This is a genomic window from Mycobacterium sp. 852013-50091_SCH5140682, from assembly GCF_001665685.1.
GTDB lineage: Bacteria > Actinomycetota > Actinomycetes > Mycobacteriales > Mycobacteriaceae > Mycobacterium.
This window is the reverse complement of record NZ_LZTB01000104.1, coordinates 19,641-35,606: the sequence shown is the minus strand read 5'-3', so window position 1 is coordinate 35,606 and position 15,966 is coordinate 19,641. Positions and strand designations below refer to the sequence as shown.

Annotated in this window: 11 protein-coding genes; all 11 read right to left on the bottom strand. The window is 66.6% G+C overall.

Annotation, left to right across the window (positions count from 1 at the left end; translation table 11 throughout):
• Window positions 1-3 precede the first annotated feature (3 nt).
• Window positions 4-1,338, bottom strand: coding sequence for a glycine-rich domain-containing protein (locus A5784_RS27015; RefSeq protein WP_064947945.1), 1,335 nt, complete (start codon window positions 1,336-1,338; stop codon window positions 4-6).
• Window positions 1,338-3,722, bottom strand: coding sequence for a phage upper tail fiber protein (locus A5784_RS27010; protein ID WP_064947944.1), 2,385 nt, complete (start codon window positions 3,720-3,722; stop codon window positions 1,338-1,340). Before A5784_RS27010 ends, A5784_RS27015 begins: the two co-directional genes overlap by 1 nt.
• Window positions 3,719-4,768 carry a hypothetical protein gene (locus A5784_RS27005; protein WP_064947943.1) on the bottom strand — a complete coding sequence of 350 codons (1,050 nt, stop codon included), beginning with the start codon at window positions 4,766-4,768 and terminating at the stop codon, window positions 3,719-3,721. The genes A5784_RS27010 and A5784_RS27005 overlap by 4 nt, the downstream gene beginning before the upstream one ends.
• Window positions 4,769-4,770: 2 nt before the next feature.
• On the bottom strand, window positions 4,771-6,261 hold the full coding sequence (locus A5784_RS27000) for a hypothetical protein (protein ID WP_064947942.1): 1,491 nt from the start codon (window positions 6,259-6,261) through the stop codon (window positions 4,771-4,773).
• Window positions 6,261-11,672, bottom strand: coding sequence for a hypothetical protein (locus tag A5784_RS26995; protein WP_064947941.1), 5,412 nt, complete (start codon window positions 11,670-11,672; stop codon window positions 6,261-6,263). The genes A5784_RS27000 and A5784_RS26995 overlap by 1 nt, the downstream gene beginning before the upstream one ends.
• Before the next feature lie 28 nt (window positions 11,673-11,700).
• On the bottom strand, window positions 11,701-12,240 hold the full coding sequence (locus tag A5784_RS26990; protein ID WP_156750796.1) for a hypothetical protein: 540 nt from the start codon (window positions 12,238-12,240) through the stop codon (window positions 11,701-11,703).
• A gap of 36 nt (window positions 12,241-12,276) precedes the next feature.
• Window positions 12,277-12,681, bottom strand: a complete 405-nt coding sequence (locus A5784_RS26985) for a hypothetical protein (RefSeq protein WP_064947939.1) — start codon at window positions 12,679-12,681, stop codon at window positions 12,277-12,279.
• A gap of 3 nt (window positions 12,682-12,684) precedes the next feature.
• A complete protein-coding gene (locus A5784_RS26980) occupies window positions 12,685-13,011 on the bottom strand; it encodes a hypothetical protein (RefSeq protein ID WP_064947938.1) in 327 nt (108 codons plus the stop codon).
• A 13-nt stretch (window positions 13,012-13,024) separates the two neighbouring features.
• Window positions 13,025-13,558 carry a hypothetical protein gene (locus tag A5784_RS26975; protein WP_232006256.1) on the bottom strand — a complete coding sequence of 178 codons (534 nt, stop codon included), beginning with the start codon at window positions 13,556-13,558 and terminating at the stop codon, window positions 13,025-13,027.
• Window positions 13,555-14,319, bottom strand: a complete 765-nt coding sequence (locus A5784_RS26970; RefSeq protein ID WP_064947937.1) for a hypothetical protein — start codon at window positions 14,317-14,319, stop codon at window positions 13,555-13,557. Before A5784_RS26970 ends, A5784_RS26975 begins: the two co-directional genes overlap by 4 nt.
• Before the next feature lie 102 nt (window positions 14,320-14,421).
• A complete protein-coding gene (locus A5784_RS26965) occupies window positions 14,422-15,942 on the bottom strand; it encodes a glycosyl hydrolase family 28-related protein (protein ID WP_064947936.1) in 1,521 nt (506 codons plus the stop codon).
• Window positions 15,943-15,966 lie beyond the last annotated feature (24 nt).

The window sequence follows — 15,966 nt, the reverse complement described above, 5'->3', positions numbered from 1 at the left end:
TCCTCACACCTGGTAGGCGTGGATGAACAGGCGACCGTCGCCGCCCTTGCCGCCGTTCTTGCCTTGGAAGAACAGGGACCCACCACCACCGCCACCGGATCCGGGGCCGCCGTCGCCGCCCACGGGATCGGTGAGGTTGAGGTCGCCGCCGTAGAGGCCTCCCAGACCGCCGATGTAGTCGTCATCGAAGTAGGAGTGGATGCCGGAGCTATCACCGGCCGTGGCCGTCCCGCCGTTGCTCGCTGTGGCGCCCAGCGCGACGAATCCGACGGTGGTGCAGGTGGTGTTGCTGCCGTTACCGCTGTTGATCGCACCGCCAGTCCCGACGACCCCGACGAGCGTGCCACCGACCGGGACGTCAACGCCGACGGTCAGCGCGACGTCATTCCACGCACCCGCGCGCCCGCCAGCACCACCCGATGTGGAGCCGCCCTTGTCTCCACCTCGGCCGCCGCCAAGCCCGGTGAGCCGAATCTTGTCGCCGTTGCGCAGCCAGGACGGCAGAGTCCAGGACCACGAGCCCGCGAGGAACCGACCCCAGTAGTGCCGCTTGTCGGTGAACGTGACACGCGCATATCCCGGTCCGCCCACACGCCCCGAGCCGTCCACCGGGGTGCCCTGGATCTGGCCTGAGCCCCCGCCTCCACCGGCTCCGTAGCCACGCCCGGCGGCGCCGCCGCCAGCGCCGCCACTGGGCTTACCGGCCTCGGGGACCGGGTCGGGCGATAGGTACGGACCACCCGCCTTGAACAGCGAGTCACTGCCCGCGGTGCCGGGGGTGTAGCTGACGTTCTTGTTGCTGTCGGTTCGCGCGGTGCGGCCTTGGCCGCCACCGGCCGCACCGCCCAGCGTGTTGGGGCCCAGCGATCCCGGCGCCGAGAAGCCGTATCCAATCCCGGAGATGGACGGGGTGCCAGCGGCACTATTGGTGCCAGCGCCCGCATTGAGTTGGACGGAACCGGAGACGAAACTCGATGCCGTCCCTGGGCTTCCGACGATGACGCTGAACAGTGGGCCGAGGTCTTCGATCGGGATGAAGAACCGGAGGCCCGCGGTTCCGATCGCGGCGGCCCCACCGCCCCCGTCCCCGCCTGCAGCCACGACGTTGTTCTGCGAGGGCATGACCGCGCCCGCCTTGCCGGGACCGCCGCCACCGGCCAGCTCGACGATGGCGCCCGCAGCCTCGGTTGGCGTTTCGGCGTCTGTGAGGTTGGTGTTCTCGATGATGTACGGGAACGAGATCGGTGGCCAGATACGGTCACTGCCAAGGTAAACGGCGTCCTGCAGTTCGTTGCCGACATAGATGCTTGCGGCGTCGCCGCCGATGTAGATCGGCATTAGTTCCTGACCGCGTAGATGGTGTTCGGGTTCTTCGTCGGAATGGCCGCATACTCAGCAGCGGTGCCCTTCCAAACGATCAGGTTCGTGGGCCCCGCAGCGGTCATGCCCGCAACGACGCCGGACCCTGCAGACGCGCCACCGTCGAGCATCGACCAGGCAGAGATGGTGCCCGTCTCGTAGCTGGAGTCTTTCCTCAGACCCAGGCCGCACAGCCGGAAGCTGCTGCCGAGCTGAGTCACCGGGGCAATATCGGTCGCCGACGTGACGATGTCATCATTGACCGCGACGTGAAAGTACCGGGGCTGCAGAGCATTACCGCCCTTGAATGCCACACGGCAGCCGCCGGTGACGATGTCGGACTGGTTGACAGTGGCCAGCACTGTCGTGGTGCCGGTGTTGTAGGACATGATTCGCACGCGGTCCCAGCCGATTTCGGCGATGCACATGTTGTTGCCCGCCGCGTCGGATCGGCCGATGAGGTAGATGAAGTTGTTGCCGTCGGCGCCAAACCACCCGTGCGACGGCACAGTAGGTAGAACGACGTTCACCTCGAACAGATCCGTCTGCAGCGGCCCGCCATTGAACAGGTACCGCTCATCACCAGCGCTGCCGGACCACACCAACTTGCCGCCCGACGTGACGATTCCACCGGAGCCCTGGTCGAAAACCTTGGTGAACATCGACGGCGGGGCACCGGCGTTCACATACTCGCTGAAGTTGACGATCTCCGATGACGCCGCCGGGTCCAGGCCAGCCAACTGCGATTGCACGTTTAGCGCCGCGGCGTTCGCGCCCGCCGTGGCCTGGCGTAGACCAGTGAGCTGAGCCAGGGCGTCGAGGATCCCGAAGCCCGTCCCGGCCAGACCACCCGCGCCCTGAGTGAGCGTGTCGATCGCCTGCTGCAGAGCGTCGCCGATATCGGTCGCGCCAGCAACCGTGGTCGCGACACCCGTCGACGGCACCTGGCCGTTGAGCTTGGTGGGGTCGAAAAGCCCACCCAGGGTGAGAAACTGCGTCTTGCTGCCGGTGCCGGTGATGAAGTCCTTGGCCTGCTGCAACGCCGAGGTGATCGGCGTGACGGCATGCCCGGCGATGATCTCGATGAGCTGTACGGCCTGGGTGTTGAGATCTGGCAGCCCGGTGATCCGGGTCATGTCGAGCATCCCGATCACCGTGGCCGGTGCATTGGCCAGTGCGTCGCGCAGGTTGCCCCACTGATTCGTCAGCCAGTCATTCCAGTCGCTGATCCCGAGCTTGTCGGCCAGCGCGTCGAGGGCATTTTGCGCGCTGGCGAACGCATCCTCGGCGGCGTTCTGCAGATCCGAGAGACCGTCCTGGAAGTCGAGCAGCTTGTCCGCGAGGCTGCCCATCGCGGGAATACCGAGCGCACCGAGCCCGGCGTTGACCGTGGCCTCGATCCATCCGAGCAGCGACTGGAGATCCGCGGGCAGGTCCTTGACGTAGTCCTGCAGGAAACTGCCCGTCTTGCGGGCCTCGGCGTCGTCGAACTTCACCGTTCCGGCGGTGGCGGTGGCCATCACGGTCAGCTCGACGGTCACGATCACCGCGGTGGCGGGCACGGTGTAGGTGCCGCTGATCGTGGTGCCCCACCCGTTGGTGCCGCCGCTGTTGCCCGACGGGCTGGCCACCGACGCCACCATCGTGGGAGCGCCACCGATCATCACACCGCTGGCGTCGTACGCGGCGACGTTGAGCCGGATCGCGTCGCTGCCCGCCAATGCGGTCAGGCCGACCCATTTCACCGCCACCGAGAGGTTGAGTTTGTCGTCCTTGGCGACCTGAATGTCGTTGCTGTAGATGATGTGTGACCTGCCGTCGGCGGTGACGGTCGCGCAGCCTGGCTTGCTCTTGCCGTCGGTGGCGTCGTGGGTCCAGTCCGGCAGGCCCAGCAGGGTGTCGCCGGTGTCGAACCCACCGTCGAGGATCAGGTTCCGGTTGATGTCGCGGATATGCGTCAGCGGGATCAGCGGGATGCGATCGGCGGTGATCGGCCCGCCCAGCTCGATCCGGAAGAAATCGGACAGGCTCTTGAGCGCGTCGACCGGGTCCAGCTGGCCGGTGAGCTTCTCGTAAAGCTCCTGCCACGCCGACGTTTTCGCCTCGTTGATGACCTCTTCACGGTCGGTGTTGGTGAAGCCGCGCAGGCTGCCGAGGTCGACCGACACCGGACCAGTGGGGTTGTCCAGGTCGACGGACTGGCCAGGCCGCGTCGCGATCAGCTTCCCGTCGACCGAGTTGATCACCCAGTCCACCACCCGCAGTGACCGCGGGTTCTCGAGCACGTCGAGCCGACGCGAAATCTGCCGCGCCCATTCCTGATCGGTGCGCGGCGGCCGGCTAAGCGTCGCGACGCCGCTCACCGGCGGCCCTGCCGTGCCTGCTGGTCAAGCTCCACCAGCTCGGGCAGATCGTCGTTCACCGACTCCAGGTCGATCCCGACGGTCACGCCGCTCGACGAGCAGTTCACCGTCACCCCAGCCAGTTCCATGGTCGACAACAGCCCGTACGCCTCCACATTCAGCCGCACCGACGGCACCAGCAGTTGCATGGAGATTGGCGTGTCACGGTGCAGCGACGCCCCAGGCGGCACCTTGATGGCGTCGCGGATGACGCCGTTGTAACGGGCGTACTTGTACGCTTCCCGATCGGTGTTGGACACACCGAACATCGAGTCGATGTTGACGATGCTCTGCAGGCTCAGCCCGCCCATTTCGACGCGGCCGCGTGACACCGCGTCCGCGGCACGCAGCAGCACATCGTTCGAGGTGTTGGCGCCGTCGCGGATCACCGACAGTCCGCCGTCGACGAAGTCGTCCTCGCTCAGCGTCGCGAGCGCTTCGAACTTCGCCGGGCCGAGCAGCGGGATGCCGGCCACCACCGACCAGTACAGGCCGCGGTCGGTCAGGTCTTTGATGACGTTGTCGGTCATCGCAGTGTCTGCGGTGCAGGAGAATTCGAAGCGGTCACCCCGCGGATCGGGCCGCCAGATGGGCTTGATGTTCAGGCCGTGGTGGTCGATCGCCGCGTCCCACAGTTCCCGCGCGACCTCGGCCGGGTCGGCGGCGTCCCACCGTTTCGTCAGCGGGCACCGTGTGCGGCCCAGCAGCGAACTCGCGTCGCGCGCCGAGAGCGCCAGCCAGTCGCGGCCCTGCTCGGCGGACTGGATCGGGCCGGACCAATACAGTTCGCGGCCCTGCCCATCCCACACGTCCACCCAGTGCATCCACGGCGTGATGTCGGGGATCCGCACGTAGCCGGCCTTCGGTGGAACCCCGAGGTTGCAAATCGACACCTCGCGCAGCTCCCGGGTCCACTTCAACTGGGAGTAGCCGCTGGATAGGAACTGGTAGAGCTGCTTTCCGCTGGCGGTGCGGACCGACACGATCTGCTCGTCGTCGACGATCACGGCTAAGCCTCCCGGTCGGTCAGCACCATGTCGACCTCGAATTCAGCCGTGCTGGCGGCCTGGATGATGAATTCCCAGCAGCCTTCCCGGTCGATGATCGGTGGCCGCCACGGCGCACCGTTCGGGGTGCCGACCACACCGATCACCGCGCGGGTCCGCTCGTCGTAGTGCGCCCAATACCGGCCGGTGATGCCGTCGAGCACCAGTTCCGCCCCGGCCGGCAGGCCTGAGATCTGCAGGGGGAACCGATTGTCTTCGCAGCGGATATCGGAGCCGCATTCACGCCAGAACGCCTGCAGCGTCAACGATGTCTCGCCGGTGTTGCGGATGACGGTGGTGACCACGGTCTCGCGGCACCGGAACGCGTAGTCCATCGTGGGCACGCGGAAGCTGTACTTGTCGATCTCCCCGACCGGCAGGCAGCCACCGCACACCGGTGGCGGCGTGGTGATCGCGGCGATCTCTTCCGGCGCGCATTCGGTGGAGAACATGACGGGCATGTCCACGCACGTCTCCGGCTTCTCGCAGTCGGCGGCGTGAATCCAGTTGATCGACTGGCGGGTGATCTCGTCCCAGTCGACGTGCACCGAGACACCGGGCAGGTAGGCGTACGGGCTCAGAACGGTCATCTCCCAGGAGATCCGGTAGAGGGTGGCCTGTTGGTGCTGGCGGGGCTCTGTGTTGAGCTCCTCGACGATCGTGGGGGCTTTCGTCAGGACGACGCCGTGCACCTCGCGGACCAGGCTGGCCGGATCCACCGCGGAGTGCGACGGCGACGCCGCGAGGTAGCGCAGCGTGCTGGTGGTGTTGTCGGTGGTGTCGCGCAGCAGGCACGACAGCCACTGCAGCCCGTACTCGACGCCGGCGTGAGTGCAGGCGATCAGCAGCGCCTCGAACGTCAGCGTGCGGGCCGTGTCACGGTTCGGTCCGGCCGCCGACCCCGGGCCCGCCATCGGGGTGATGGACCGCTCCACCGGCGTCGGGCCCAGGCCGTCGAGGCGCGTCAACCACACACCGCCGAACTCGCCCGACTCCGGTAACTGGGTCGTGTACCACGGCGCCAACTCCGGCCGATACTCCGTGTCGCCCAGGAACTCCCGCAGACCCGGCCAAGTGTCGTCGTAGACCACCATGGTGGAGCACGACCCGCAGATCGCGGCCGGCCCCCAGCAGGTGCCGTCTACCTCGAACAGCCCGGGCCCGTACCGGCGGGCACCGTTGGGTGGTGTCAGCAGCCCGGGCAGGACCTCGACGGAGCTGTCGGGGATCTCGAACATCCCGGGGTAGTCGACGGACTCGACCAACGCGCACGGCCCGCCGCCGGGGTGCAGGTCATCGTCGGGATACACCTCCCCGCCGGGATACGTGAATCCCGAGTCGGTGATGAAGATCCCGACGTCACTGGTCGGTGTCTCCGCGCCCAGGTGGGCGATCAGCCGAGAGGTGTTGGCGATCTCGACGCCGTTGAGTCCGATCCATCCTCTGTAGGCCATCAGCTCATCAACTCCAGTAGCCCGTCGCGGACGTTGCGGCCAGCCTCGGGGCCGCCCGCCACCTGAATCGCTCCCTCGCCGATCTGGACGATCGTCTGGCCGCCGTGCCCGCCGCCGTTGCGTTCGAGCGCCGAGACCATCCGAGCGAACAGTGCCGTCTGCTCGGGGTTCAGCACCCGCTCGGGGCGGATCGTCGCCTTGGGCATCACGCCAATCCCGTTGGCGATACCACCGTTGTCGAACGACGCGCCGCCGACGAGAGCCGACAGCGGGGCGAACAGACCGGTCAAACCGCCTGTGAGAGCGCCGATCATGGCCAGCGGCATCGCCAACGCCCCGGCAAGCGGAGCGGCGATCAGGTTCTCCATCATGGCGCCACCGAAGATGGAACCCACCGCGTCGGGGAAGTACGACTGCAGGCCCTCGGCCACCATGTCGATGATTACCGCCGACGACTGCACCGCGATTTCGCTGCCGATGTCGGCGAGGATGTCCACGCCCGCTGAGCCGCCCGAGCTGATCAGCGCCGACACGATCCCGCCAGCGCCCGGGGCCTGGCTGTTGACCGCCGCGCCGGCCGCCGCCGCGCCCGCGTTGATGGCCGCGTTCGCCACCGCCTTCGCGATGGGGACGATGACCTTCTCGATGATGTACTTGATCAGCGCCTGGAGCACGATCTTGAGGATCCGGATGCGTTCCTGCGCAGCGATTTCCTCGCTCGACTGCGACCGGTCCATCAACGCGCTCGTGTCGTTGAGTAGTCGGCCCGACGCATCGAACGCCTGGAAATCCCCACGGAACTTTCGGAATTCGTCGGTCATCTCGTTGAGGGTGTCGCGGGCCTCGATGTTCACACCGAGCACGCCGAGCAGGATGCGCACCAGCAGGTTGACGATCGCGCCCAGCACAGGGATCTGGGAGACACCGAAGAACTCGGCGCCCACGGTGTTGTTGACGTTCACCCCGCCACCAGTGGCGAAGCCCCGGACACCGCCGGTGCGGGCCAGCGCCTGACGGAACGCGTACACGCCTTGTTGGCCGCCCATGCGTGCGACGTCGCTGGTGGTGAGCACGTGCTCACCCGGCATCAGCATGGCTGGCACCGAGTCCTTGCCGGGGGTGCCGCCGTTGACACCGCCGCCGGAGGCGAACAGGGCACCGACCAGTGCCTGACCCGTGCTGCTGCCCCCACCGTTCTGCTGCGACGCCGCCACCGCGGCGCTCACCTTGCTGTTGACCGCCTCGGCGATCGGCGGACCGGCGGCCTGTCCCATCGTGGTGCCGATGCTGGCCAGGGCGGCGTCCTTGACCTCGCTGACGCCCTCCGCCACAGCCGATTTCAGCACCGGCTTCAACGCTTCCTCGGTGAGCTTGTCCCGCACCTGGGAGAGCACGTCTTTCATCTGGTCGAAGCTGGCCTTGATCTGCGCCGACAGGTTGGTGAATGTGCGGTCGATCAGCGCGCTGGTGTCCGAGTACAACTGGCCCTGCGCGTTGAATGCGGGCCCGTCGTTCTGGGTGAGGTTATCGGCCGCGCCCTGGCTGCCGGTGCGGTTGTAGTCCCCCACCTTGAATCCGGCCAGGGCGGCGAGCGCGTTCGGGTTGCGTTCGGCGAGCAGTCGTTCCGCGTCGACCGTGTCCTTCGGAACGTCGCGGAATCCGACGCCGAGCGCGGAGGTGAGAACGTCGCCACCGACGTCGGCCGCGGCACCGCCAGCCGCGGTGGCTGCCGCGTCGGCGATCGGCTTGAAGAACTCGGCGCCGCGCATCTGCCCGTCGAAGTTCGTGACGTATACGGGCACAACGCCACCGGACGTGCCCGGCAGGCCACCCGCTCCCAGTGGGACGCCGTTGACCGGCAGGCTCATGATGTTCGGCATTCCGGCCGCGCCCTGGGCGTTGCCGCCGTACGTCGCGCCTTGGCCGGTGCCGCCGCCGCTCTCGAAGTTCACTCCGTTGGGCAGGGTGGCCCGCATGTGCTCTGCCGACCAGCCGATCTGGAGCGCACCGGGCACCGCGCCGGACACCGCGCCCAACGAGCTGAGCACCGAACCGGCATCGGCGGTGGAGAACAGCCGCTTGGACGTGGCCTGGCCCTGCGTGATGATTTCCACCAGGTCGCTGACCGCGCCGGAGCAATCGCTCAGCCCAGCAGCGAGATCGCTCGCACCCCAGCTGTATTGCCCGCCGCTGTGGGCCTGGGCGTAGGCAGTGACCGGATCTAGGACGCCTGCAGGCAGCGCCGACATGGGAAGGCCGGTAGCTGCCGCCGCCGAGCCCCGCGACCGTGAACCCGCCGGTTTCATCAGCTTCTCGCGGAACGTCTGCAGCGAACTGATCAGGCTGCTGTTCGTCGAGTCGAGTGTGCCCGTATATCCGCCGCCACCGACAACCTGCGTGACCAGGTCGGCGATCGTGTCGTCGCTCAGCCGTCCCTTTTTCTTGTTCCGCGCTGTCGTGATCGCTTTGACCACAGGATCGTTCGCATCCAGGCCCAGGCCGGTCAGGTCCGAGCCGAGGTTGCCCGACTTCGCGAATGCCGCCAGCACGGTGGCGTAGCGGCTCAGGTCCGCACCGCCGCCCGGCAGGCCAGCGGCGGTGATCGGGTTCGGCAGGATGCCGCCCTGAGCCATGCTCACCGTGGCCGGGTCAGCACCGAGCCATTTCTCCGGATCGCCGCCGAGTGCTTGGATGGCGGCCGCTGCGGCTTCGTAGCCGCGGTGCCGTGGCTTGATCGGCGTGCCGAACGGGCCCAGTTGGGTGCCGCTGCTGGTGGCCGCCTTGTCGACGGCCGTGCTCATGTTGCTGGTGTTCGCAGCCGTCGCCGCCAGCGGGTTGCCGGCCGTGCCGCCCTTGCCGGCCAACAGATCCCGGATCTGAGACAACAGGCCGAGGACTGTGGTGTCCTGCGGTAGGCCAGGCACTACCCCGCCATCGTCGAAGCCCACGATGCCGCCGCCGGCGTAGCCCCTGCGGGACAGGCCGGACCGGAAGCTGCTGTTGAGGTTGTACAGCCACCGGGAGCCCAGTGCCCGCATCGCCTCCGGAATGATGACGCCCTCGCCGCCGGACATCGGCACCAGCATGTTGTCGACGCCGGGCGAATAACCGGGCAGCACACCGCCTTCGGCGCGGCCACCCTTCGGCACCGTGGTGTCGCCGGGGAACGCGGGAATGAACCCGGGAGTGCGGAGCTGCGACGGATCGATCGGGTTACCGTTCGGATCCCGGAATACCACCCGCACGGTGACGTTGCCGTCGGGCAGCTTCTGCACCTCGTAGCCGAGGTCCTTGACGCGTTGGATCGCCTCGGGTGTGTCCTCTTTCAGCACCACCTGGCCGTCGGGCAACGTCTTGATGTCGTTGGCCAGCAGCTCGGTGTTCTTCCGCGCGTTGGCTGCTTGCTCCGCAATCTGCGCGAACGTCGCGTCCGCATTGGCGGGGTCGACGCCTGGGATCTGAAACTTGCCGTCCTTGACGTCCTGCAGCATCTGTTCGTAGAGAAGCGATCCCTTCTCAGGCATGCCCAGGTTGGCCGGATCGGAAGCGTTGGGCAGTCGGCCCAGGTCGGGGTAGAACTTCTGGACGGTGGCCTGGTCCTTGACCTCCTGCGGCACGTTCGGATCGCCCTGCAACTTCACATAGTCGTTGTCAGACTTGATCTTCTCGACCAGCATGGTGATCGTCGTGAAGAGCGCAGTGAGTCCCAGCGTGACGGGATTGAACGCAGAGGCGAACCCGGTGGCCGAACCCTTTGCCTTGCCCGGCATTCCGTCGAGCAGGCCACCCATGTTGGTCAGATGGCCGATGACGTCGGTGATGCCGGTGATGGTCTTCCACGCCAGGAACGCCGTCACGACACCGGTCACTCCACCGGGCATCGCCGCGATGATGTCCGTGACGGTCTTGAGGATCGGCAGCAGCACGTCCGCCCACTGCTTGGCCCCGTTGTACACGTCGACCAGCGTCGAGCCGACGTTCTTGAGGATCTCGATCCACCGCCCCAGCTGCTCTTTGCCCTCGCGGAAGAACTCGGTGAGCTTCGTCTGGCCCTCGGTGCTGGTCAGGAAGTTGTGCAGGTTGGTGGTGGCGTCCTCCAACCACTTCAAGAATCCGCCGTCGCCGCCAGCCGCGGTGGTGAGGTCGTTGAGGATCTTGCCGATGTTCAGGAACGTCTCACCGAGGTGGCCGGCCGCGTCGATGCCCTGGTTTATCCACTTGTCGAGGTTGCCGTTCTGTACCGACTCGGTGATCCAGTTGTCGAACCGAGTGGTGACGCCCTTGAGCCCGTCGGCGAGGCGCGGCAGGAAATCGCTCGACTCCGACGTGAGCGTGCCGATCGCGTGCACCAGCGGCTCGATCGCCGCGTTCGCGCGTGTCTGCGCCTCCGCGGTGTTGCCGAATAGCTTGTCCAGGAACGACTGTGTGGAATCGAGACCGCCGACCCGGCCGAGTTCCTTGAACGTGCCGTTCCACGCTTTGGAGATCCCGCCCAGGCCCTTTTCGAGGGTCGGCATCGTCTTGTTGGTCAGGTCGGTGAACGCCTTGTCGATGCCCTCGAACATGTTCTGCTGCACGATGTCGCGCTGCAGATGCTCGACCTGTGGCCGGACCGCGACGATGGCCTTGACGGTCGCTTTCGCCGACTCGGCGAGGTCTTTTTGCGCCTCGACGGCCTTCAGCAGATCCTTCGGGTCGCCCGACTTCGACGCTTCCCACGCGGCCGTCACAGCATCCGACAGCCCCAAGAAACCGAGCTTCGCGGTGCCGACCGACGACACGATGCCGCCGATGACGCCGGGCAGCAGTCCGCCGACCTGGACGAGCTGCTGCACGGCACCAACGAGATTCAGGGTGGCCACAGAGGCGGCCGGCAGGCTACCTACGCCGAGCGCGATGCTGTTAACACCCAGCGGGCTGGTGAAGAATCCGCCACCACGGCCACCGCCACCGCGGCGGCCACCGCCGCCGCCCCGAGAGCCTCCCCCGCCGCCCGGTGTGCGTGGCGGCGGAGGCGGCGCGGTTGGCTTGGGCGCCGCCGCAGCCGCCGCCTGTGCTACTGCCAGCCGAGACCACGCCGCGGCCTGGCGATCCAATGCGCGTGTGACAGCGTTGATCTGCCGCGTTGTCAGCGTCGCCGAGGACTTGGCTTTCGCTGCTGTCTTGGTGTGCTCGTCGCCGACGTGCTCCACCGACTCGGCAACAGCCTCATTCGCCGTGACCTGCTTGGTGGCCGACTTCTCGGCCTCCCGGGACAGATGCTGATAGTCGCGCTCGACCTCTTCGAGCCGACGCTGGATCTCGGCGAGGACCGGCGCCAAAGCGCCCTGAATCTCGCGCAGCGTCTCAGCCGGCAAGTCCGACCCGTCGATCTTCAGGTCAAGCTTGATCGATCCGACGGGCGTGGTCACCGGGCCAAGCTAGCGAGACAGGGTGCTACTACTTGGTTTTGCCGCTCTGCACTGCGAGCAGCGCCTCAGCGTCCTTGACGGCGCGCTTGCCGCCGATCTCGGCGATGCGCTTGAGCAGGTCACCCCACACACCACCCGCCACACTGGTGTACGCCTCGTCGTCGGGGTCGGACATACGCTCGAGGACCCGCTCGATGCTCTCCTGCGAGATGTGCCGCTTGACGAACTTCACCGTGAGGTCGGCCTGGAATTCGGGGCTGCACTGCTGGCCCGCTTGGAACAGTGCGGTGAGCGCGTTCTGGTGCGGGACACGGAAAGCGAGCTTGTCGCCCTTGTAGTCCAGCCAGTCGTATTTCCACTCGGACTGGTGCACCCACTTCGCGTCGTCTGCGGGCTTCTCGTCGTCGACGAGCGCCACGTCCGTCACCAGCTCTGCTTCCACGGGCTCAGCAACGACCGCCTCACCATTGACGACGTGAGCGGGCTCCGGATCGGGCTCCTCTGCGACCGGAACATCAACGACGGGAACATCCAGGATTTCAGTGCCATCCGAGGCGAAAGTAGACATGCCGAGCATGGTGCTGCGGCGCGGTGCAAACCCCGGTCAGCGTTCCCGGGAGGCGATGCGCAGACCCGCATTACGCAGGAACGGCCGCCCCTTCATCGGACCCTGCACGACCCGCTTGGCGAACACGATGCGGTTACCGATCTGGAATCGCAACGCCTGCGCCCGACGCGGCACGATCACGCGGGCGCGGCGACCCTCATGGACCGGAGCCGCGTACTTGGCCAGCGCGTGAACACTGCCCGCGACGGTGCGAGGCCCGGTGAACCGGACCTGCCCCTCACCGATCGACTGGCCCAGATGCCCAGTGTCGACCGGCACGTCGGCGCGCGCCTGATTGGCGACACGCCGCTGCAGCGACCGCATCCGGCGCGCCTCGAACGCACGCACCTGATCGTTGAGTTCGCGTTCGTTGAGCTCGACGTGAGCACGCACGGTGGCCATGGGTTACGGCTGCGGTTCGTCCGGTTCGCTGGCCTTGCGAGACCGTCCACGCTTCGGCGGCTCAGCCCCCACCTCCGCGGCGGCCGGGAACTCTGAGACCTGAGCGTACGCATCATCCTCGGCTGCGTCAGCCGCCAGCTGATCGAGAATCTCGCCACGGTCGCCGTACGCCGCAGTGTCAGGCTCATCGAGGCTGCCGGCCACCACGATCGCGCCGCCGATGGCCACGAGCTTACGGATGTCGGCGGTCACCTCGACGGTGCGCCGCACACCGCGGGGCAGCCAGTCAGTCGGGGTAACACTTCCCTCGATCGTCACGTGATGCGTCACAGCACAACCTCTCTCAGATTTGGACGTAGGCCATTCCGGTCCACGCGATGATGCCGCCTTCGGGCCCGTGTGGCTCGACGGTATCGGTGGCCACTGCACGCTCTTTGCTCTTCAACCGGCTGGTGACGGCGCACAGGACTTGCTCGATGCGCCACGAGTCGTCAAGGCTGATGATGGCTTCGTCGTCGAGGGTGTCCCAGTCCGGTTGAGCGTCCATGTTGGTGCAGCGCGCCACGCCGACCTCCACTGCCAGCACACGGATCGGTTTCTCCCGGCAGTCGTCGACGTCACGCGCGTAGGCCGCCGGGAAGTCCTGCCGCAGAGAGCGATACCGGTGCGCTGCCCTGACCCACAGGAACGGCCCTGCGCACCCGTCGGTGTCTGGATCCCAGTTCGGCAACGCACCCTGACCGGCGAAGAATCGCACCGTGGTGATCCCGCCGCCGTCCGGCGGGCAAGGCGACGCGGGGTCGAACCCTTGCCGCATACCCTTTTTGAACGCGGCGATGATCTCCACCGCCGGGTCGACGCACGCCGGGCTGGTCACAACACCTCCGGAGCCTGCGCGAGATGATTCGGGTTGGCCGCAGCGAGCCACGAATCCACCTCGGGCAGCCCGGTCTTACCGGCGGCCAGCATCTTCGCTGGATCGAAAACGTGAGTCACACCTTGCCGGGTTGTGGACACCACCGTGCGGGGCAACCGGCACTTGGCGGTACCGCTGGGGTCGCAGGCAACCATGAATTCCTTGGCCAGCAGCCCGACCAGCTGCGCCACACCAGGCGGAACCGGATTGCCGCGCGTGTAGGTCACCGACCATGTGCCGGACTCGCCCAGTGGCCGGCCAAGATCTTGTCGCGGCCACGACGTGCCCTTGCGGTACAGGACGTTTCCCTCCACCTGGTATTCGTCGGGGTCGAGCACCACACCGTCGATCGTCACCGCCGTCACCTCAGCAACCGGGCCGGGCAGGTGCACCACACGCGGGCCCGAGACGGTGCAGCTGCCGACGCATCCGCACGGCCAGTTGAACCAATGCCCCTCATCGAGGGTGAGGACGAACGGTGACGCCCACGGCATTGCGTAGCCAGCCAGGCTCAGGTTCTCCGGGCACGGCCGCACTTTGGTCTCGCAGACGCCGAACTGCCGCCCGGACAACGCCCACAGCACGAAAACAGCCCGGTCCTCAGCGGCGTTGCGCTGCACCAGCGCCAGATCGTAGGCAGCCTGCTCGTCCGCAGTCGGCGTGTCCGACGGCACCGGCAACTCCGGCAAGCAGGTGCGGTCGATCGGCCAGTCGCAGGGCATGCGCGTCACGGTAGACAGCCGGGGTGATGCAGCCTGCATCACCGGAGAACGACGGAACGCCCGGGGGCACGTGACCACCCCGGGCGTTCCGCTGGACTTACCTCAGTAGCCAGCCGTGTTCACGATGGTCCCTGCCCACTTGGCCGCCGCCGCGTCGTACCGGTACGTGCACACGTGTGTCTTGCCCGCAACGGTGGTGGCGAGCAGTGTTCCGACGAAGCCGGTTCCGTGCGTGATGGCCTGCGCAGTGCCGTTGTCCTTGAACCGAATCGTCAGCTCTTGTCCATCGACTGGGGTCCCGGTGATGGTGATGCCGGTGATCGGTGCGGCCATGCCGGTGTAGTTGACCTGGTCCCATGCGTTGCAGTTGATCGACGGCGTGGCGCCTGGGGCGTTGACCGTGGTGGCACGACGGCGTGTTGCCGCTTGAAACTCGACGCCCAGGTACGACTGCCGCAGGGTGTTCATGCCACGCACATCGTTCGCCACATCGTGGACCTTCAGGACGCCACCCGATGCCACATCGAAGTAGAGGCCTGTTCCCTTGGTAGTGGGCGACGACGGTCCGTGAATGGCGTTTCCGGACACGATGACCTGGGCGTCCGTCTGCGCTGAACCCGACTTGGCCAGCAGGTAGATGTATGCCCCGACCGAAGACGATGGTTCCGTTGTGCCGATGAAGTTGTTGACGATCTGCGAACCGCGGCCGTCGAGCTGGGTGAGCGTGATACCCGAGTACCAGACGCCGTTGGTGGCCTGGAGTCCGAAGTCCTCGATGTAGTTGCCCTCCACGACCGTGGCGAACGCCTTGGAAATGTCGATGGCGTTGACGCCGATGCCGTAGAGGTGGTTGCCGCGAACCTTCCACCCCGCGCCCTTGTCGAGCAGAATGCCGTTCCCGGCAACGGTGGAGATGAGGTTGTTCTCACAGAACCCATCCATGTTGGAATTGCCGTTGCCCGACACGTTGCGGATCGCGTCGCCACCGATGTTGTCGAACTTGCACCACTGAACCACGTTCTCCGAGCAGGAGTTCGACACGATGTTGGCGCCGTTGGCCGTGGTATCCGTCAGGCGGATGCCGTCGCCCTTGACGTTGAAAACGGCGCAGTTGATGGCCCGCGCCCAGAAGTTTGTCAGCACGATGCCGTGCGCGGTCGATGTCGCGTTGTTGGCCGAGTTGCCATCCACGCAGATGCCTTGCAGCAGTACAGGATTGTCACAGGTCGCGGCGTTCGTGTTCCACGCCTGCGCCACCAGTAGACCGCCAGTGAGGTTCGTGCCGTTCTTCTGCTTGATGATCGCCGCACGCGCACCCACAGCAGCGCCCGCGCCGAGATACTGCCGATCGGGATACAGCACGATCCGGTTGGATGCCAGATAGGTGCCCTGCGGGAAGAAAATCGTTGAGCCGACTGGGCTATTCGCGATCGCGTTGTTGATCGCGGTCGTGTCGTCGGCGACACCGTCACCCTTGGCCCCGTACGCCCGGTCTTTGACGTTCACGAACACCGGCGCCACATAGGCGCTGGCAACGCCTTGCTCGATCCGATTCAGTTCCGCAGCGGTGATCGGCGTCGACCTGTCCGGGCTGTCATGCCAAGTCTTCGGGGTGAAAGTCACGCGGCGCTCCGAATCAACCGTGGG